The sequence below is a fragment of the Bacillus sp. JZ109 genome, assembly GCF_053903135.1.
In genome coordinates this window covers 205,762-225,601 of the sequence record NZ_CP096388.1, presented here as the reverse complement: position 1 = coordinate 225,601, position 19,840 = coordinate 205,762, and the positions used below count along the sequence as shown (strand labels likewise).

Below are 19,840 nucleotides of genomic sequence, written 5' to 3'. Positions count from 1 at the left end.
AAAAAGGGAGTGACGCGAAGTGATTGTGATCATCTTATTGTTTATATCTATTATTGTTTTTCTTTCAGTCATTCAGCCGCAGCCATCGGATAATAAAAGCCGCCAGCAGGCGGACAGCCGGTATTTCGGTTATTCAGACAACGGCTCACACCATGATGGATGCGGCAGTGACGGAGGTTTCAGCGATTCCGGCTGTGGCGGCGGAGGGGGCGGCGATTAAACGCCGCCTTTTTTTATTTCATTGATTCGATGTACGCACCAAAAGCCGAGCCTGACATGCCTGGGGACACGCGCACACGATGGAGGGCATACATTCCCTGGTCTCTCGAAGCCGCGCCCGGTTCTGTCGTCACGCCCATTTGATAGCCTGTTTTTTCAGCGGCCTTCAGCGTCTCCTCATTGTAGCGCCCTACTGGATAGCTGATGATGGTGGTTTGCTGATGAAACATGTTGTCAAACAGCTTTTTCGAATCAGCCATCTCACTTTGCTGCTGTTGAGGCGTTAATCCGTTCAGCTCAAGGTGGTCAATCGTATGGCTTTCAATCGATATGCCGTGCTGTGCCATTTCCTTCATTTGTTCCTCTGTCAGATGGTGCTTATGTCCGATCGATTTGCCGATCATAAAAATCGTTGCCTTCATCCCATACTTTTTCAGCACCGGATACGCATCTTGATAATTGTCGGTGTACCCGTCATCAAATGTGATCAGCACGCACTTCTCACTAGGTTTTTTATCCTGCGTCAGCATGAGATACGCCTCTTTCGGCGTTAATGTCTGATAGCCGTTATCATGAAGCCACTTCATATGCGCCTCGAATTCTTTTTTTGGCACACGGAGGCTGTTTCCTGAAGAAATGCTGTGGTACATCAAAATCGGCAGCTTTGCCGGTTTCTCTGTTTTGATCCATGCAGATGTATCGTCTTCTTTTTTCTGAACTTGTACTGCCTTTTCTTCCGGTTTCTTTTGTTCCGCTTTTGGCATCGGCTGCTCTGCATTCGCCTCTTGATCAGCGCAAGCCGCAAGCGCCAAACAGCTGCCCAAAAGAAAGATGCTTAAAAACAATCGTTTCATCGTTCTCCTGCTTTCTGTCTATTTCTTCCTCCTTTTTCATCGGTTTGATTCTGAGATTTTCAATAGCAAAAAAACCGGACATGTCTCCATGTCCGGTTTTTTTGATCTTATCGAATTCTCACTTCTGTCTCACTGTCAAAGAAATGGCCTTTGTTCATATCAAATGCGACCGTCAGCTCATCGCCCGATTGAATATCGAGGCGGGCGTCGATCCGCGCAATAAAGTCTTGGTTGTCGATCTGCGAATAAATCATGATTTCAGAACCGAGCAGCTCTGCAACATTGATTTTCGCCTTAATCGAAGAGTTCTTATATGATTCCACGACAATCAATTCATCATGTATATCCTCAGGACGGATGCCGAAGATGACCTCTTTGCCGATGTAGCCTTTTTCACGCAGCACTTTCATTTTTCCTTCCGGGACGGTTAATGCCGCAGAACCGATTTTGATTAAACCATCCGTGAGCTTTCCTTTGAAAAAGTTCATCGCCGGTGATCCGATAAACCCGCCGACAAAGACGTTTTCAGGGAATTCATAAACATCCTTCGGCGTCCCGATCTGCTGAATTTTCCCATCTTTCATGACTACGATCCGTGTCGCCATCGTCAGCGCTTCTGTCTGGTCATGCGTCACATAAATCGTAGTAGTCTGCAGTCTCTGGTGGAGCTTAATGATTTCCGCCCGCATTTGCACCCTCAGCTTCGCATCCAGGTTTGACAAAGGCTCATCCATCAGGAACACCTTTGCATCCCGCACGATTGCCCGGCCCAGCGCAACCCGCTGTCTCTGTCCACCTGACAGCGCTTTCGGTTTACGGTGCAAATATTCCTCCAGCCCGAGAATTTTAGCAGCTTCCTCTACTCTTTTTTTGATTTCAGGCTTCGGCATTTTCCGAAGCTTGAGCCCGAACGCGATATTATCGTAGACCGTCATATGCGGATAGAGCGCGTAGTTCTGAAATACCATCGCGATATCCCTGTCCTTTGGCGCTACATCATTGACCCGTTTTCCTTCAATATAAAAATCGCCTTTCGAAATTTCTTCAAGTCCTGCGACCATTCGCAGCGTCGTTGATTTCCCGCAGCCGGACGGGCCGACGAATACGATAAATTCCTTATCGGCAATATGAAGGTTAAAGTCATCAACCGCCGGTTCCTTTTGATCATAAAATTTATAAATGTGCTCCATCCGCAATTCAGCCATCTAACATCCCCCTTTGTTATTGTAAACGCTTTCTTATATTGAGTGTAACAGCAATTCTCTCTCGCTAAAATGGGCAGCGTTCATAAAATCACCCAGCCATTTTTCGTGCATATTTCCAATTTATTCTGAACTTTCATTTTGCAGACAGATAAAATAGGCAAGAAGTGCGCCTTTGTACGATTTGATATCTATCCCTGACCGCTCAATAAATTTATCAATCCGATATTGCAGGCTGTTGCGATGCAGATGCAGCTTTTTCGCTGTTAATGTGACGTTTGAGTTGTTTTCAATAAACAGCTTAATGGTCTTCCTTAGCTCAGCTTCACTTCCAAATAAAAGCTCAGCTTCTTCAGAGAGCAGCGTTTCCAGTTTTTCTTTTTCTGTTTCTAATAATAGAAAAGGAAAGATCATCTCAAAGGTCACACTCTGCACCTGAGGCAGCCGTTTTTCAGCAAACAGGAAATACGCCTGTTCACGAGCGTAATGTTTTCGCAGACACTCATCCGGCTCGTAAAATCTTCCGGCGTAAAAACGGACACTGAAGTAGAAATCACTTTCAAGAACCTTTGCGAGCGATTCCAGTTCGCCCTTCTCCGCCGCCGCTTCACTTTCCTGCTCGACAATCACACCTCTGTCCTCATGGATCCACACAATCACAAAAGACACCGGCCAAAAATGGCGAACCGCTTCCGTAAAGGACGTCCTTTCTATTTTGCCGAATAAATGAAAGTGAACAAATCTCGTCCGTTTCTTTATATACGCCGGCAATTCCCCTCTGGAAAAAAGGAATGAAAACCACTTGTTTTCCTCAGGTGATTTCATAGACAGTTGATTGCCCTCATCCGCAGGCGTCAAAAATGACTGCAGCACCAATACTTCTTTTTCACTGATCTCTGTTTTCGGAATGGAGATATATCTCTGATTGCTCTCATCAAAAAAACATAGACAGCCTTCCCTTATGCAAAGCTCCTCAGACACAATCGAACCGGGATAAATAGCCAGCAGCGATTTCATAGAGTCTCCTCTCTTATGTAAGGATCTGTATATTCAGTATAAGGCGAAACACACATGTTCTCCACTAAAAAAGAGTATATCCGGTATAGATAGACGAGAAACTGAAAGGGAAACCTCATTCGTTTACATATTGGCTTCAGCGGAAATAGAAGAGGACATGCAGGACCAAAGGAGGGTCATCTTATGAGTTTCGAAACGTTAAACAAAAGTTTTATCAACGGAAAATGGACTGAGGGAGAAAGCGGACGTACGGAGGACATTTTGAATCCGTATGACCAGTCTGTGATCACAACAGCATCTTTGGCAACGGGCAAACAGCTGGAGGATGCGTTTGACATTGCACAGAAAGCCCAAAAAGAGTGGGCCAAGAGCACAACGGAAGACCGAAAAGCCGTCCTGCAAAAAGCGCGCGGCTATTTACAGGAAAACCGTGATGACATCATCATGATGATCGCCCGCGAAACTGGCGGAACGATTATTAAATCAACGATCGAGCTGGAACAAACGATTGCGATTTTAGATGAAGCCATGACGTATACTGGTGAATTAGGCGGCGTCAAAGAGGTGCCATCCGACATTGAAGGGAAAACCAATAAGATTTACCGCCTTCCGCTAGGTGTCATTTCATCGATTTCTCCATTTAATTTTCCAATGAATTTATCTATGAGATCCATTGCGCCCGCAATTGCGCTGGGTAACAGTGTTGTTCACAAGCCTGATATCCAAACTGCTATTTCCGGCGGGACCATCATTGCGAAAGCGTTTGAACACGCCGGTCTTCCTGCCGGTGTCCTTAACGTCATGCTGACGGATGTAAAGGAAATCGGGGACGGCATGCTCACCAATCCAATCCCGAGATTAATCAGCTTTACGGGATCAACAGCAGTCGGGCGCCACATCGGTGAAATCGCCGGTCGCGCCTTCAAACGAATGGCCCTTGAACTCGGCGGCAACAATCCATTTGCCGTTCTTTCAGATGCGGATGTCGATCGTGCTGTGGATGCCGCGATTTTCGGAAAATTTATTCACCAGGGACAAATCTGTATGATTATCAACAGGATCATCGTTCATCAAGATGTGTACGATGAGTTTGTAGAAAAGTTCACCGCCCGTGTCAAACAGCTTCCGTACGGCGATCAAACCGATCCGAAAACCGTTGTCGGCCCGCTGATCAACGAGCGCCAAATCGAGAAAGCGCTAGAGATCATTGAGCAGGCAAAGGCAGACGGCATTGAGCTTGCGGTTGAAGGAAAACGCGTCGGAAACGTGCTGACGCCGTACGTCTTTGTCGGTGCGGACAACAACAGCAAAATTGCCCAAACGGAGCTGTTTGCCCCAATCGCAACCATTATTAAAGCTGGCAGCGACCAGGAAGCGATTGACATGGCAAATGATACTGAATACGGCCTCAGCTCTGCGGTTTTCACTTCTGATTTAGAAAAAGGCGAAAAGTTCGCCCTGCAAATTGACAGCGGCATGACCCATGTCAACGACCAGTCCGTCAATGATTCGCCGAATATTGCCTTTGGCGGCAACAAAGCAAGCGGTGTCGGCCGTTTCGGCAATCCGTGGGTCGTCGAGGAATTTACCGTGACGAAATGGATTTCGATACAGAAGCAATACCGCAAATATCCGTTCTAAATGAAAAAATCCCTCTGTTTCAAGTACAGAGGGATTTTTCTTTATTTAGATATATCCACAAACCCTTCGCCAAACACATCGCGTACGTCATGTACGATCACAAACGCTTTTTTGTCGCAGCTTCTAATGATTTTTTTCAGCATAGACAGCTCCTGTTTGTTAATGACGATATACAAAATCTCTTTTGACTGGCCCGTATAATTTCCCTTCCCTGATAAAATCGTCACGCCCCGATCCATCAAGGTATTTACCTGCTCTGCAATCTCACTCTTATTTTCTGAAATGACCGTAATGGCTTTTTTCGTATTCAAACCTTCAATAATGAAGTCCATCACTTTGGTACCGATATACAGCATCACGATCGTAAACATCATTTTTTCTGCACCAATAATAAAATAAGAGCTGAATACTACGATTAAATCAAAAAACAAGAGTGCATAGCTGATATTCCAGTCTAAATATTTATTAGCAATTCTGGCCAGAATCGCGGAACCAGCCGTCGTCCCGCCGACCCGGATAATCATGCCGATCCCGACTCCGGCAAATACACCTGCGAAAATCGTATTAATGATCAATTCATCAGACGGAATGCTCCACCCATGTGTCAGATGAAGAAAGAGCGAATTTGCCGCAACCGCAATGATCGTATAAACCGTTGTTTTTCCATCAAGAAACTTGTAGCCGATTAAAAGCAAAAACGCATTTAAGATAAAGTTCGTGACACCAGGAGACCATTGAAACAGATAATACAAAATCAGCGTAATCCCAGTGACTCCGCCTTCCCCAAGATCATTGGGAATCGCAAATAAATTAACCGCAAGCGCGAAGAAAAAAGCGCCAATCACAAGCATAAGTACATCCAGCATTCTCTTTTTCATCACGAAAACACTCCTTCTCATTGTTCTGTTCTAGCAAATAAAAAAACCCAGGAGAACGCTCTCGAAAAAGAGCAGAAACTCCTGGGCTTTTATCCCACCGTGTCATAACAGCCAAGCTGCTATGTGTTTTCTCTCGGTCACAGTCCAATTTGCATTGCGGAACCCTAGAAAACCACTGTTTTTATCATATCCTTTTCACTTTCCAATATTAGCATTATAAGGGACGGTTCGAATTGGTTCAAGGGGTATTTGCGGAGATTTCATCAGATAATCTGGAAGAAAATACGATTTATCTATTAAAAAAGAACAGATATAACCGATAAGAAAAAAAGCATATATTTTACAAGCGAATTTAACTATAAATGATAATAATTATAAGAAATTCATAATTTTATATTGACTAAGTGAAATAATATAGGCATTATAGTACATATGTTTCGTACATTTTATTACATAGGAGGAAATATAATGGCAGGAAAACTAGTACCCTGTAAAGCTTGCGGTCAAGAAATTGCAAAGGGTGTAAAAAAATGTCCTAACTGCGGTAAGGATCAACGTAACTTTTTTATGCGACATAAAATCATTACGTTTATTCTCGCAGTTGTTGTCATCATTATTATCGGTAATATGATTGGCGGCGGAGGCGGCTCAGAAGCCACTTCCAAAACATCAAGCAGCAGCAAAGCAGAAACTGAAAAAACATACAATATCGGTGATACCGTAAAAACTGAAAAAACTGAAGTGACAGTTACGAAGGTAGAGGACAGAGATACTGTCGGTACTCAATATGTTGAAAAGAAAGCATCTGATGGTGGTACAATTGTAGCAGTTCAATATACAATTAAAAACGTATCTAAAAAGCCGATTAGCTCTTTTTCAATTCCAACTGTTAAATTAGTTGATGCTGATGGCACTTCTTATGATGCTGATATCGATGCTTCTTCAACCTATGCAACTGAGACAAAAGTTGACAACTCTAAAATATTAAGTGATCTAAATCCTAATATTAAAGTAACAGATGTGAAAGCATTTGAGGTGGACAAGGAAGCTTATGCAAAAGGCACTTGGAAACTAAAATTCAGTAATGATGTTATTGTGAAAATCAAATAACAGCTAACAAGGGTGCCTGTTCAGGCACCCTTGTTCTTTAAAAAAGGCCTTCTCTATTGAGAAGGCCTCCATTCTTATTCCGCACTCTTATACCCATTCACATTAGAAGACTGCCATCTCCAGGAATCAGCACACATTTCCTCAAGGCCGCGTTTCGCTTCCCAGCCTAGTTCCCGCTTGGCTTTCGCAGGATCTGCAAAGCATGTGGCGATGTCTCCCGGACGGCGGTCCGCAAAACGGTATGGAACCTCTTTCCCTGACACTTTTTCAAAGGCTTTGACCATTTCCAGCACGCTGTAGCCTGTGCCTGTTCCAAGGTTGTATGCATCGGCTCCTGTAGAGTTCAATACTTTTTCCAGCGCCTTGACGTGGCCTTCTGCGAGATCAACGACGTGAATATAATCGCGTACGCCTGTCCCGTCTTTTGTCGGATAGTCATTTCCGAATACGCTTAATTGCTCGAGTTTCCCGACTGCTACCTGTGCCACATACGGCATAAGGTTATTTGGGATTCCGTTCGGGTCTTCACCGATCCGTCCGCTTGGATGCGCGCCGAACGGGTTAAAGTAACGAAGCAGCGCAACGCTCCACTCATTGTCGGCTGTATGCAAATCACGCAATATTTGTTCAAGCATGAGCTTCGTCTGCCCATAAGGATTTGTCGCGCCTAATGGAAAGTCTTCCGTAATCGGCGATGTTTCCGGAACGCCGTATACTGTCGCAGATGAACTGAATACGATTTTCTTGACGCCGTATTTCTCCATGGCCTCGCATAAAATAAACGTTCCTGTCAAATTGTTATGATAATATTTGAGGGGAATCGCAACAGATTCGCCGACTGCTTTTAACCCTGCAAAATGAATCACAGCTTCGATTTCATTTTCAGCAAAAACGGAATCTACCGCTTCCCGGTCCAATAAATCCGCTTCGTAGAACGTTAAATCTTTTCCTGTAATCTCCTTGACACGGTTCAGCGCTTCAGCTGAACTGTTGGACAGATTATCAAGAACAACAATCTCGTAGCCGCTGTTCAATAGTTCAACACATGTGTGGCTGCCAATGTACCCGGCACCGCCAGTAACAAGTATTGCCATGATGTAAACCCTCCTAAAAAATGACCTGTTTTCATTATATAGTGTTTAGAACCGGTCCACATCCATTTTTAAGAAGTTTAATCGTTTATTAATAGTTTTTTCATATATTATCAGCATTTTCATACCTTTATGCAGCGCGAACAAGTATAGCTGCTGAAAAATCAATCTGCCGGTTGACGTTTTCCTTTCCCTTTTTCGCTATGCTTAATGCAGAAAGGATTTGATGACATGGCGATGAGCCCATATATTTTTATTGTATTGATTCTTATTATTTTATCGATGTACCGAGAGAAAGCTGTCAGACCCGGGAAGTTGCTGATCATTCCGCTGCTGCTCTTATGGGGCGTATCAGCATCGTTTCAGCCGGCGTATTTTCATTCCGTATTACATGTGGCGATCAGCGGCATTTTATTATTAATCGGGCTGGCCTGCGGGTTTGGCATTGGGAAGATGGTAAATGTGCGGATTCACCCGGAAACCGGAAAGGTCACTTCACGCGGCTCACTTGGGAGTGTTATCCTCATTCTAGTGATACTTTCTTTGCGCATGGCCGCGAGAACATGGCTGCCTGAGAGCAACGAGATGTTTATTGCCATTATTCATTCTATGTTCTTCGTTCCCCTCGGCACCATCACAGCCCGCAACATCATGCTTTACAAAGCATACAGACGGCTGACCGCCGGCAAAGTATCCATTCAATAACCGAAAGAAGGACCAGCATGAACGGACAAACTCCGGCTCGGCACTACTACAAGAAGCTTGTGCCGAGCCTTATTCTCATTTTGAATTGCATACAATTTTTATCTCATCCAACTAAGGCTGATCCCATTTTGTTAGCATTTGTATTTGCGGTATACTTAGCATTCATTTGGATCATTCCCTATGTGGCATCCACCGCTGTTAGTTTGAGCATATTCATCGGGCTTTGGATCCTGACCGTTTTTCTTTGGGCTGTTTCCGGCCAAGAGCAGGGAGCCGCCTTTTTTTTACTCGTATTTTTAATGGTTTATGCAGCCATAAAGCTTCCTGCACGGCTGTCTTTGATCCTTACAGTGTGCCTAATTGGGGGCAATGCTTTCTTTTTGTATTCTGTTTTTGACAGCAGCTGGGACGATATCATCAGCAACATCTCGATCATGATCGGACTCTACGTCTTCTTCTCCTCCATGCGTTTCAGACGAGAAGCGAGAAAGGAGGCTGAACGGAATCATGCTGAATTGGCAAAAATGCATGTGCAGCTGGAGCATGCTCATAAAGAACTCCAGAAAGCGCATGCAGAGCTGCAGGAGGCTTCTGTTCTTTCATTAAGGTACGCGGTCCTTGAGGAACGTACAAGAATCGCCCGCGACATTCATGACAGTATCGGTCACGAGCTGACTTCTGTGATTGTTCAGCTTCAATCTCTTCCCTATATCCTCAAAAGCAGCAAGGAGGATTCAGAAAAAGTCATTCAAAATGTACTGAGTGTCGCCAGGGAATGTCTTCAAGAAGTACGGTCTGTCGTTCACCAAATGGGCCGTAGTGAATCGATGGTGGGGCTTACCGCTTTGCGGGGGCTCATTCATCAAGTGGAGGAACGGAGCGGCTTGCACGTTTCTTTAGATACTGCCGGACTGTCAGAAGAGTCTTGGCCTCCAAACGTGAGCGAAACGATCTACCGCATCTTGCAGGAAGCGCTGACCAATATCATTCGTCACGCTGACGCTTCTCATGCGGCGGCCGTCATTTCTAACGACAAGTCCCATCTCTATGTCACAATCACCGACGACGGACAATTCACCGGCAGCCTTACTTATGGATTTGGCCTGACAGGAATGAAAGAGCGCGCAGAAAAAGCAGGCGGTTCCCTTACTTTCAGTGCCGTACAGCCGAGCGGCCTGAAAATTGAGCTGTCATTGCCGCTCATGACAACGAATAAGGAGCAAAAAGATGAACAAAGATAACATACGCGTCGCGCTTGCCGATGATCAGCCGCTTGTGCGTGAAGGTTTCCGCTACGTCATCAACGCACAGACGGATATGACGGTTTCTGGTGAGGCCGGCGACGGTTGCGATATTATAGCACTCGCAAAACAAACAAAACCCGATGTCATCCTCATGGATGTCCAGATGCCGCATTGCTCAGGCATCGAAGCGGCGAAAGACATTATGTCCGCACTTCCAGATACAAAGATAGTCATTTTAACCACCTTTGACACGGAGGAATACGTATTTGAAGGCATCCGTGCGGGCGCAGTCGGCTATCTGCTGAAGGATACACTTCCTGAAGAGTTGATAGATGCGATTCGCGCTGCGGCCAGAGGCGAGGCGATTTTCCGTACAGTCACAGCTGCTAAAATTATCAGTGAGACATTTCGGGCGAAGCAACAGCCCCATCCAGAAGAACTGGCAGAGCCGTTCACCAAAAGAGAGCTTGAGGTTCTTCAGCAAATGGCCTTCGGACTGAGAAATGAGGATATTGCTGAAAAGCTTTTCGTCAGTGAAAGCACTGTGAAAACCCACGTGCACCGCATCCTGCAAAAATGCAATGCCCAAGACCGGACACAGGCAGTCGTATTTGCCATTCGAAACGGTATTGTGCAATAGAAATCTCTCATCCCGCCATGCTAAAATAAGACAAAGGAGATGATTGGAAATGAAAGAAGAAATCATTGAACGGTTTACTACATATGTAAAAGTCGACACACAGTCCGATGAATCCGTTGACACTTGTCCTTCCACACCCGGCCAATTGACATTAGGAAACATGCTCGTTGATGAATTGAAGTCCATCGGCATGCAGGATGCAGCCATTGATGAAAACGGCTATGTCATGGCAACTCTTCCCTCCAATACTGAAAAAGACGTGCCGACAATCGGCTTTCTCGCTCACGTCGACACCGCTACAGACTTTACCGGCAAAAACGTGAATCCGCAAATCATCGAAAGCTATGATGGAAAAGACATCGTTCTCAACAAACAGCTGCAGGTCACCCTGTCACCTGATCAATTCCCTGAGCTGTCCGGCTATAAGGGCCATACACTCATCACCACAGACGGCACCACCCTTCTCGGCGCAGACAATAAGGCCGGTATCGCTGAAATCATGACAGCCATGGATTACCTCATCAAACACCCTGAAATCAAGCACGGCACAATCAGAGTCGCCTTTACGCCTGATGAAGAAATCGGAAGAGGGCCGCACAAATTTGATGTGAAACGGTTCAATGCATCCTTTGCCTACACGGTTGACGGCGGGCCGCTCGGCGAGCTTGAATACGAAAGCTTCAATGCCGCTGCCGCAAAAATTACGATTAAAGGCAACAACGTACATCCCGGAACAGCTAAAGGGAAAATGATCAACTCTGCGAAAATCGCGATGAAGCTGAACAGCCTGCTGCCGGCAGACGAAGCGCCTGAATATACGGAAGGCTATGAAGGCTTCTATCACCTGCTGTCGATTCAAGGAGACGTAGAGGAAACAAAGCTCCACTACATTATTAGAGACTTTGACAAAGAGAATTTCCAAAACAGAAAAGAAACAATGAAGCGTGCCGTTGAAGAACTTCAAAACGAATACGGGCAAGACCGGATTCTGCTGGATATGAACGACCAATACTACAACATGAGAGAGAAAATTGAACCTGTCATCGAAATCGTCAACATTGCCAAGCAAGCAATGGAAAACCTCGGCATTGAACCGAAGATTTCCCCCATCCGCGGCGGCACCGACGGATCGCAGCTGTCCTACATGGGGCTTCCGACGCCAAACATCTTTACAGGCGGGGAAAACTTCCACGGCAAATTTGAATACATCTCAGTTGATAATATGGTCAAAGCCGTAAATGTCATCGTGGAGATTGCAAAGCAGTTTGAAGCGCAAGCATAATGCCAAAAGCCAGTCCAAAAAAGGACTGGCTTTTTTGTGTGAAAATGAAACATTTTAAACGCGTCCTCCGTAAAACAAGTATCAACAAATGAGGAGGAAAAACAATGACAAAACATGCAATCGCTGCAAAGAGTCTCTTGAAAAAATGGATCATTTCCAGGCCGCTTAACATGCAAAAGAAATCCAGCCCATTTCAAAAAATTAGAAAAATGTTCAAACGCTTCTTCAAATAAAACATTCAAATCCCCTAAATACAATCCGTATTCACCCGTACCGCCCAAATGCTCCGTAATTTGGGTTTTTTGTGTTCAATTCCGCAAAATAGGGTATAAACCAAACAAGCAAGAATACAGCACCCAAAAACAGGCAATTCGAATTACTCAAACTTAGGTTAAAAGTTATATAAAGGAATTTATTTTATCGTCGATAGTAACTATAGAACCAATCATCAACAAGAGCAAACAGCGTGATTCAAGACTATTTTCAGGTCATCAGGTTATACTGTTTTAGAGGGACAGTTTCTTGTTATTTATTGATTTAGAATTTTTTGAATACTTTTTGACTTTTTATCCGTACAATAGAGAGTACCAAAACTTTTTTTGGGAGGTATGTAATATGATCCTATTTATTATCATCGCATTATGCGGCTATCTTCTTTTTTCTTTCAGCAAGGACAATCGCCGCAAACCGCAAAAGACAAGCCCTCTGCCAGCAGCCGCACCTCATCACAACAACCTAATCGACCTTGACGCCATCCGCCAAAAACGCCGGATGCATCTTTCCTAATTCTATATTTCAAATGAAAAGGCTGCTGAATCACGCAGCCTTTTAAAATTGTTTTGATTTAGAGCCTGAAACCTTTTCGCCACCTATCCGTAATTTCATACAAGGCAAACCCAAAGGAGACTTCAGCAATGATCGAGTTATTTATGAAACAAAAAATGTTCTCATTTAAAGATGCATTTCACATTTATGACCGGGATGAACAAGAAACATTCAAGGTGGAGGGGCGTTTTTTCTCGTTAGGAGACTCATTACAAATGACAGACTCATCTGGGAAAACGCTCGTTTCCATAGAACAAAAACTAATGTCTTTATTGCCGCGCTATGAGATTTCAATTGGCGGGAAAACAGTTTGTGAGGTAACGAAGAAAGTAACGTTTTTCAAACCGAAATTTGTGATTTCCGGGCTTAACTGGGAAATCGATGGTGATTTATGGAGGGATGAATTCCAGCTGACGGACGGGGAAAATGTCCGGATGTCAGTGAGCAAAAAGTGGCTCAGCTGGGGTGATTCCTATCACTTGCAGATTGCAAACGAGGAAGATGTTCTGATTTGCACTGCCATCGCTATCGTGCTTGATATGGTTTTATATAACGATGAAGATGAAAGTATTCTCTAAAAAGCATTGACAATTGATCCAAAAGTAATAATATTAAGATAATTGAAATCTGAATATGAAGTTGTACCTTATCAAGAGAGGTGGAGGGACTGGCCCTATGATACCCGGCAACCGCTGTTTCAAACAGAATGGTGCTAAATCCTTAAGAACATTGCGTTCTTGCAGATGAGGCGGAGATTTGATCATTCAAGCTCTTCCTTCACAAAGGAAGAGCTTTTTACATGCTCAATATTTCAGAAAAGAGGCGAATAACATGGCTCAACAAACGAATGTTGCAGGACAAAAAACAGAAAAACAACGCAAAGCACCTTTCCGCGCCGATCATGTCGGCAGTTTGCTTCGTTCCGTTCCGGTAAAGCAAGCCCGGCAAAAAAAAGCGGCTGGTGAGATGACAGCAGAACAGCTTCGTGATATCGAAAATCAAGAGATCATCCGCATCGTGGAAAAACAAAAAGAAATCGGTCTCGATGTAGTAACAGACGGGGAATTCCGGCGTTCTTGGTGGCATTATGACTTCCTGGAAGGGCTTGACGGTGTGGAACCGTTCATCCCGGCTGAGGGGATTCAGTTCCATAACACAAAAACGAAAGCGCGCAGCATCAAAGTGACGGGAAAACTCGATTTTACGAGCCACCCAGCGCTTGCTGATTATCAATTTTTACATGAGATTGCCGGTAACGCGACGCCAAAATTGACCATTCCCAGCCCAAATATGCTGTTTTTTGGCGAAAAGGCGGATAAAGGGATTTATGACGATCAAGAGGAATATTTTCATGACCTGGCTCAAGCATACAAAAAAGCAATCAAAGCCTTCTATGATGCTGGCTGCCGTTATCTCCAGCTCGATGATACGTCATGGTCTCTCTTCTTTGAGGAAAAAGGCAGAGAGGTTGTCCGGGCGCTCGGCGGCGATCCAGAAACATTGCCATCCATATTTGCCAAAACAATTAATGATGCCGTCGCAGACCGGCCTGACGATTTAACGATCACAATGCACATTTGCCGCGGCAACTTCCGCTCAACCTGGGCGGCATCAGGAGGGTACGACGCTGTAGCGGAAACGATTTTGGACGGCTTAAACCTTGACGGCCTTTTCTTGGAATACGATGATGACCGCTCCGGAAACTTTGATCCGCTCCGTTTTGTGAAGCGCAAGGATCTGCAAATTGTGCTCGGCTTGATCACATCGAAATACGGCGAGCTTGAAAATCCTGAAGATGTGAAACGCCGTATCAATGAAGCCGCGCGTTTTGTCAGCTTGGACCAGCTATGCCTGAGCCCGCAGTGCGGTTTCGCCTCTACAGAAGAAGGCAACCTTCTGACAGAGGAGCAGCAATGGGCAAAGCTTCGCCATGTCATCGACATTGCCAACGATGTGTGGAGATAATCTATCATTGACAGAAATAGAAAATGTGTGAATAATAGATACTATCAGAAAATTTCATAAAAAGGTTTTCCTTATCAAGAGAGGTGGAGGGACTGGCCCTGCGATACCCGGCAACCGCTGTTTAACAGAATGGTGCTAAATCCTTTAGAGCAATGATTGCTCTTGAAGATAAGGTTGAGATTGTCACGCAAGCTCTTCCTTATCCAAAGGAAGAGCTTTTTTACATTTGAATGGAAAGAAGGAATGGACAACATGTCACAACAAACAACACCCGCAGAACAAAAATCACTTCAAAGAAAAAAACCGCCGTTTCGCGCGGATCAAGTCGGAAGCCTGCTAAGATCTGAGCCCGTCAAAAAAGCGCGGCTGCAAAAAGCGGCCGGCGATATTACGGCTGAGCAGCTTCGCCAGATCGAAAACGATGAAATTATCCGCATTGTGGAAAAACAGAGGGAAATCGGCCTGAACGTCGTGACAGACGGTGAATTCCGCAGAGCATGGTGGCACTTTGATTTCCTGGAAAACTTAGATGGCGTTGAGCCGTTTACTCCTGAGCAAGGCATTCAATTCCATAACGTACAGACAAAAGCACGCGGCATTAAAGTCACAGGCGATATCGACTTTTCAACACACCCAATGCTTGAAGATTACTCATTTCTCCATAGCATTGCCGGTGACGCGACGCCAAAGATGACCATTCCAAGCCCGAATATGCTGTTTTTCCGCGGGAAATTGGAAAAAGGTGCATACAAAAACGACTATCACCTTTTCCAGCATGATGTATCCAAAGCATATAAAAAAGCGATTCAAGCGTTTTATGACAGAGGCTGCCGCTACCTCCAGCTTGATGATACAGCGTGGGCCGTTTTCTTATCAGAAAAAGGCTTAAAACAAATCGAAGCGTTCGGAACAACGCCTGATGAGCTTCGCCAGCTGTTTGCGAAATCGATTAACGACGCGATAGCAGACCGCCCGGATGACTTGACGGTAACCATGCATATTTGCCGCGGCAACTTCCAGTCCACTTGGACAGCGGAAGGCGGCTATGACGCAGCAGCCGAAACCATTTTTGACGGCTTGAATCTTGACGGACTTTTCTTAGAGTATGATGATTCACGCTCAGGCGGATTTGAGCCGCTCCGTTACGTAAAACGGTCTGATCTTCAGCTTGTTCTTGGCTTAGTGACATCTAAATTCGGTGAGCTTGAAAATCCGGATGACGTGAAACGCCGTATCGAAGAAGCGTCCCGTTATGTAAGCTTAGACCAGCTTTGCCTCAGCCCTCAATGCGGATTTGCTTCAACTGAGGAAGGCAACAAGCTGACTGAAGAACAGCAATGGGCGAAGCTCCGCCATGTGGTTGAGATCGCTAATGATGTTTGGAAATAAGAAAAGAAAAAACACACTTGATTCCCTAGCGGAGCAAGTGTGTTTTTTATGTCATTGTGCGGTGTAGCCCCCATCAAGGACGACAGCCTGCCCAGTGACGCCCTTCGCCTTCTCGCTTGCCAAAAACACGGCATAATCCGCAATTTCCTTGACGGAAAGCAGTCGCTTTTGCGGCACAAGCGGAAAAATGACTTGTTCAAGTACAGAGTCGTAAGGGACATTTCTAGTTTTTGATAGATCGCTAAGCTGATTGCGTACAAGCTGGGTATCGACATAACCCGGACAGAGCGCATTGACTGTTATGCCGTGGGGCGCGCCTTCCAGCGCCCCTACTTTTGTGAGTCCAATGACGCCGTGCTTGGCGCTATTATAAGCGGATTTCCCTGCAAAGCCGACTAATCCATTAACAGACGCGATATTAATGATTCTGCCAAACTGCTGTTTTTTCATGATCGGAAAAACATGCTTCATTGCAATAAAGGGGGCCGTCAGCATGACCTTGATCAGCTGTTCAAAGGTGTCTGTCGGAAACTCTTCAATCGGAGCGACGTGCTGAATACCGGCATTGTTCACCAGAATATCCAAGCGGCCGTATTGTTTTTGGATGACGTTCACCGTATCAGCAACTTGCGCTTCCTTTGTCACATCATACGGAATGGCCGCCGCGTCAAAGCCTTCTTCTGCAAGTTTGGAGGCTGCTTTTTCACATGCTTCCGGACGGAGGTCTGAAACGATGACGCTGGCACCTTCCCGGGCGAATTCTCTTGCCATTTCGAATCCGATTCCGCCGGCAGCCCCTGTCACCAAGGCGACTTGTTTTCTCATGTCAAACACCTTCCCATTAAGAATTGAGTACAGACTGGCTTACAGCGAAATCAGCTTCTGTTTTTTCATAAACCTCTTCAATTGTGACACCATCCTGAAGCTCCGTCAGTGTCATGCGGCCGTTCACAAAATCAAATACAGCCAAATCCGTAATCAGCCTGTGCACGACTTTCTGGCCTGTCAGCGGAAGGGAGCATGTTTTTTTCACCTTTGATTCACCATGCTTATTGACGTGCTCCATGATGACAACGATCCGTTTCGCCCCGTTGACGAGATCCATAGCGCCGCCCATCCCTTTTACCATTTTGCCCGGGATCATCCAATTGGCCAAATCACCCTGCTCCGAAACCTCCATTCCACCAAGAATAGCCAAATCGATATGCCCGCCTCTTATCATCGCGAATGACTCAGCGCTGTCAAAATAAGAGGCGCCCGTCACTTCAGTGATCGTTTCCTTTCCCGCATTGATCAAATCCGCGTCTTCCGTTCCTTCCAGAGGATAGGGGCCAATTCCGAGCAAGCCGTTTTCCGACTGAAGCATGACGTGAACGCCGTCGGGTATCTCATTTGCGACAAGCGTCGGCATTCCAATCCCGAGATTCACATTCATGCCGTCCTTGATTTCTTGTACAGCCCGTTTGACCATTCGTTTTCTCGCTTCCTTCACTTGGCCTCACCCTTTCCCGATGCTTGCTGAACTGTTCGTTTTTCAATCCGTTTTTCTTGGCTCGCGCCAAGCACGACATGCTGTACGTAAATTCCCGGCGTATGGATGTGATCTGGATCGAGCTCTCCTGCTTCCACGATTTCTTCCGCCTCGGCAATCGTGATCTTGCCTGCCATGGCGGCAATGGGATTGAAATTTCTCGCCGTTTTCCTAAAAACCAAATTGCCCATGGTGTCCGCTTTCCACGCTTTGACGATCGCCACATCGCCGGTAATGCCTCGCTCCAGCACATAAGTCCGGCCGCCGAATGTTTTATGTTCTTTTCCCTCGGCTATGGAGGTGCCGACGCCTGTCGCCGTATAAAATCCCGGTATGCCTGCACCGCCTGCACGAATTCTCTCAGCGAGCGTTCCTTGGGGAACAAGCTCGACCTCAAGCTCTCCGCTTAAAAACTGCCGCTCAAAAATTTTATTTTCACCGACATAGGAAGCAATCATTTTCTTGATTTGCTTGTTAGCCAGAAGCAAACCAAGCCCCCAGTCATCGACTCCGCAGTTATTGCTGACAACGGTTAAATCCTTTACTCCCTGATCTCTTATAGACAAAATGAGCTGTTCAGGGATGCCGCACAGCCCAAACCCTCCCGCGATCAGCATATCCCCATCATGAATCAGTTTCGCAGCTTCCTTGCTTGATGACAGCACTTTTCCCATATTGATGCTCCTTTCGTTTTCTTCTACACTAGACCAGTCAGGCTGTAAATCGCGATTACAGCAAATACGGCAGCCGTTTTAATGAGCGTGATCGCAAAAATATCGCGATAGGATTGCCGGTGTGTCAAACCCGTCACGGCCAGAAGCGTGATAACAGCGCCATTATGCGGCAGTGTGTCCATCCCGCCTGATGCCATTGAAATGACCCGATGCATCACCTCTGGCGGAATATTGTAAGCCTGAATCGCCTGTAAGTATTGTTCTGACATCGCGCTTAACGCAATGCCCATTCCTCCTGAAGCCGAGCCGGTGATTCCCGCCAGCGCAGTTGTCGTAACGGCGCCATTTACAAGCGGATCGGTAAAAGTATGTGAAATTCCGCTGCTCAGCTTATGAAACCCCGGCAGCGCGGCGATAATGCCGCCGAACCCGTACTCGGCACCCGTATTCATAGATGCCAGCAAGGCGCCGCCAATTCCTTCATTCAGCCCTTCCTTCAATTGGGCAAACACACTTCTCCAATCAAATAAAATCGTTGTGATGATGCCAATCACTAAAGCAATCTCCACCGACCAAATAGCAGCCGCTGAAGAAATATCAAGCCTGCCGAACTCCTTTAATCCTATGGAAGAAAAATCAAATCCATTCGGATACCACTTTGGCAGGTAAATGGTGAAATATTTATTCACTGCACCGACGAGAATAAGCGGGACAAAGGCAAGCGCGTGCCGAATCGGGCTTTTGTCCGGTTCAGCCGCGGACTCAATCGATTCAGGAGCAGGAGCATTCTGCGAATCAAAACCGCCATAACCTTCGCCAGATGCCTGCGCTTTCTTCCGCCTTGATTCCAAATAGAGCATCCCAGCTGCCAGCACAATCACTGCGCCCATCAAGCCCAGCCAAGGGGCGGCATAAATGTCTGTTTTGAAAAACGACGTCGGGATGACATTTTGGATTTGCGGCGTTCCCGGAAGTGCGTCCATCGTAAACGTAAAAGCCCCTAAAGCAATCGTTCCCGGGATGAGGCGTTTTGGTATGTTTGCTTCTTGGAACATGTTTTTCGCAAAAGGATATACGGCAAATACGACAACAAACAGGCTGACGCCGCTGTACGTCAAGACAGCGCCCATCAGCACAATGGCAAGTATCGCTCTTTTTGCCCCGACAAGCCGGACAATTGTTTTCGCGATTGATGCCGCAAGCCCGGCCATTTCAACGACCTTTCCAAAAATGGCACCGAGCAAAAACACTGGGAAATACAGCTTAATAAAACCCGCCATCTTCTCCATAAAAATTGATGAAAAAAAAGGAAGCACATGGCTTGGATCTGTCAGCAGCACCGCGAATAACGCGCAAATCGGCGCAAACAATATGACAGAAAATCCCCGATACGCCGTAAACATCAGCAAACCTAACGCCAATAGAATGATGATCAGTTCCACACACACATCCCCCATTTCCGCGAACTAGAAAGCGTTTACAAAAACCTGTCCGCATCGGCTGTTTCCGTCCCCTTTCCATATGTACGAGAAGCGTGGGCCAACTATTCCGATTAAAAAAGGAAAGCTCCTTT

General features: G+C 45.8%; 21 protein-coding genes and 3 riboswitches. Of the genes, 12 read left to right on the top strand and 9 right to left on the bottom strand.

Translation table 11 applies throughout. The annotated features are described in order from the left end of the window. Positions 1-19 precede the first annotated feature (19 nt). A complete protein-coding gene (locus M1D94_RS01210) occupies positions 20-220 on the top strand; it encodes a hypothetical protein (protein WP_072175337.1) in 201 nt (66 codons plus the stop codon). 13 nt (positions 221-233) lie between these two features. Here M1D94_RS01210 and M1D94_RS01205 read toward each other — a convergent pair whose 3' ends face one another. The 3 genes from M1D94_RS01205 to M1D94_RS01195 all read right to left on the bottom strand — a co-directional run bounded on the left by M1D94_RS01205 (position 234) and on the right by M1D94_RS01195 (position 3,292). Next, on the bottom strand, positions 234-1,073 hold the full coding sequence (locus M1D94_RS01205) for a polysaccharide deacetylase family protein (protein ID WP_041850354.1): 840 nt from the start codon (positions 1,071-1,073) through the stop codon (positions 234-236). 107 nt (positions 1,074-1,180) lie between these two features. Further along, positions 1,181-2,278 carry a maltodextrin ABC transporter ATP-binding protein MsmX gene (gene msmX / locus M1D94_RS01200; RefSeq protein ID WP_003242648.1) on the bottom strand — a complete coding sequence of 366 codons (1,098 nt, stop codon included), beginning with the start codon at positions 2,276-2,278 and terminating at the stop codon, positions 1,181-1,183. 120 nt (positions 2,279-2,398) lie between these two features. Beyond that, the gene (locus M1D94_RS01195) at positions 2,399-3,292 is read right to left on the bottom strand and encodes a PucR family transcriptional regulator (RefSeq protein ID WP_046161010.1); all 894 of its coding nucleotides are present in this window, start codon (positions 3,290-3,292) and stop codon (positions 2,399-2,401) included. A gap of 183 nt (positions 3,293-3,475) precedes the next feature. Between M1D94_RS01195 and M1D94_RS01190 the strand changes: the two genes are divergently transcribed. Then, positions 3,476-4,933 carry an aldehyde dehydrogenase family protein gene (locus M1D94_RS01190; protein WP_021480972.1) on the top strand — a complete coding sequence of 486 codons (1,458 nt, stop codon included), beginning with the start codon at positions 3,476-3,478 and terminating at the stop codon, positions 4,931-4,933. 41 nt (positions 4,934-4,974) lie between these two features. Here the strand turns inward: M1D94_RS01190 and M1D94_RS01185 are convergent, their stop codons facing one another. Then, positions 4,975-5,811, bottom strand: coding sequence for a YitT family protein (locus M1D94_RS01185; protein ID WP_003242615.1), 837 nt, complete (start codon positions 5,809-5,811; stop codon positions 4,975-4,977). Positions 5,812-5,887: 76 nt separating this feature from the next. Beyond that, positions 5,888-5,990, bottom strand: a riboswitch (guanidine-I (ykkC/yxkD leader). A 388-nt stretch (positions 5,991-6,378) separates the two neighbouring features. Here M1D94_RS01185 and M1D94_RS01180 point away from each other — a divergent pair. Then, positions 6,379-6,921: a DUF4352 domain-containing protein gene (locus M1D94_RS01180; protein ID WP_120028571.1), complete on the top strand. Its 543-nt coding sequence runs from the start codon at positions 6,379-6,381 to the stop codon at positions 6,919-6,921. 74 nt (positions 6,922-6,995) lie between these two features. Here the strand turns inward: M1D94_RS01180 and galE are convergent, their stop codons facing one another. Continuing rightward, positions 6,996-8,015: a UDP-glucose 4-epimerase GalE gene (gene galE / locus M1D94_RS01175; RefSeq protein WP_003244356.1), complete on the bottom strand. Its 1,020-nt coding sequence runs from the start codon at positions 8,013-8,015 to the stop codon at positions 6,996-6,998. Positions 8,016-8,243: 228 nt separating this feature from the next. Between galE and M1D94_RS01170 the strand changes: the two genes are divergently transcribed. The 9 genes from M1D94_RS01170 to M1D94_RS01130 all read left to right on the top strand — a co-directional run bounded on the left by M1D94_RS01170 (position 8,244) and on the right by M1D94_RS01130 (position 16,062). Then, positions 8,244-8,717 (top strand): CcdC protein domain-containing protein, encoded by a 474-nt coding sequence (locus tag M1D94_RS01170; RefSeq protein WP_072173225.1) that lies wholly within the window; start codon positions 8,244-8,246, stop codon positions 8,715-8,717. A 17-nt stretch (positions 8,718-8,734) separates the two neighbouring features. Continuing rightward, entirely contained in the window at positions 8,735-9,958 is a 1,224-nt protein-coding gene (locus M1D94_RS01165) for a sensor histidine kinase (protein WP_120027630.1), read from the top strand. Then, positions 9,945-10,601: a two-component system response regulator YxJL gene (yxjL, locus tag M1D94_RS01160; RefSeq protein WP_277709151.1), complete on the top strand. Its 657-nt coding sequence runs from the start codon at positions 9,945-9,947 to the stop codon at positions 10,599-10,601. The genes M1D94_RS01165 and yxjL overlap by 14 nt, the downstream gene beginning before the upstream one ends. Before the next feature lie 49 nt (positions 10,602-10,650). After that, a complete protein-coding gene (gene pepT, locus M1D94_RS01155) occupies positions 10,651-11,883 on the top strand; it encodes a peptidase T (RefSeq protein WP_024571478.1) in 1,233 nt (410 codons plus the stop codon). Between the two features lie 104 nt (positions 11,884-11,987). Further along, positions 11,988-12,116: a hypothetical protein gene (locus M1D94_RS01150; RefSeq protein WP_003227241.1), complete on the top strand. Its 129-nt coding sequence runs from the start codon at positions 11,988-11,990 to the stop codon at positions 12,114-12,116. A gap of 289 nt (positions 12,117-12,405) precedes the next feature. Continuing rightward, positions 12,406-12,669 (top strand): hypothetical protein, encoded by a 264-nt coding sequence (locus tag M1D94_RS01145; protein ID WP_072173222.1) that lies wholly within the window; start codon positions 12,406-12,408, stop codon positions 12,667-12,669. 128 nt (positions 12,670-12,797) lie between these two features. After that, entirely contained in the window at positions 12,798-13,286 is a 489-nt protein-coding gene (locus M1D94_RS01140) for an LURP-one-related/scramblase family protein (protein ID WP_232567290.1), read from the top strand. Positions 13,287-13,351: 65 nt separating this feature from the next. Beyond that, positions 13,352-13,458: riboswitch (SAM riboswitch) on the top strand. A gap of 81 nt (positions 13,459-13,539) precedes the next feature. Next, positions 13,540-14,673, top strand: coding sequence for a 5-methyltetrahydropteroyltriglutamate--homocysteine S-methyltransferase (locus tag M1D94_RS01135; protein ID WP_424934872.1), 1,134 nt, complete (start codon positions 13,540-13,542; stop codon positions 14,671-14,673). Positions 14,674-14,741: 68 nt separating this feature from the next. Continuing rightward, positions 14,742-14,848, top strand: a riboswitch (SAM riboswitch). A gap of 77 nt (positions 14,849-14,925) precedes the next feature. Then, positions 14,926-16,062 (top strand): 5-methyltetrahydropteroyltriglutamate--homocysteine S-methyltransferase, encoded by a 1,137-nt coding sequence (locus tag M1D94_RS01130; RefSeq protein WP_032725091.1) that lies wholly within the window; start codon positions 14,926-14,928, stop codon positions 16,060-16,062. A 51-nt stretch (positions 16,063-16,113) separates the two neighbouring features. Here the strand turns inward: M1D94_RS01130 and M1D94_RS01125 are convergent, their stop codons facing one another. From M1D94_RS01125 to M1D94_RS01110, 4 genes are read right to left on the bottom strand one after another with little or no spacing between them, the layout of a single operon-like run. Beyond that, entirely contained in the window at positions 16,114-16,887 is a 774-nt protein-coding gene (locus M1D94_RS01125) for a 3-hydroxybutyrate dehydrogenase (protein WP_014481333.1), read from the bottom strand. 16 nt (positions 16,888-16,903) lie between these two features. Beyond that, positions 16,904-17,554: a succinyl-CoA--3-ketoacid CoA transferase subunit B gene (locus M1D94_RS01120; RefSeq protein ID WP_003243049.1), complete on the bottom strand. Its 651-nt coding sequence runs from the start codon at positions 17,552-17,554 to the stop codon at positions 16,904-16,906. Next, on the bottom strand, positions 17,551-18,267 hold the full coding sequence (locus M1D94_RS01115) for a CoA transferase subunit A (RefSeq protein ID WP_041850343.1): 717 nt from the start codon (positions 18,265-18,267) through the stop codon (positions 17,551-17,553). Before M1D94_RS01115 ends, M1D94_RS01120 begins: the two co-directional genes overlap by 4 nt. Positions 18,268-18,290: 23 nt before the next feature. Further along, a complete protein-coding gene (locus M1D94_RS01110) occupies positions 18,291-19,709 on the bottom strand; it encodes a GntP family permease (RefSeq protein ID WP_003243205.1) in 1,419 nt (472 codons plus the stop codon). Between the last annotated feature and the right edge of the window lie 131 nt (positions 19,710-19,840).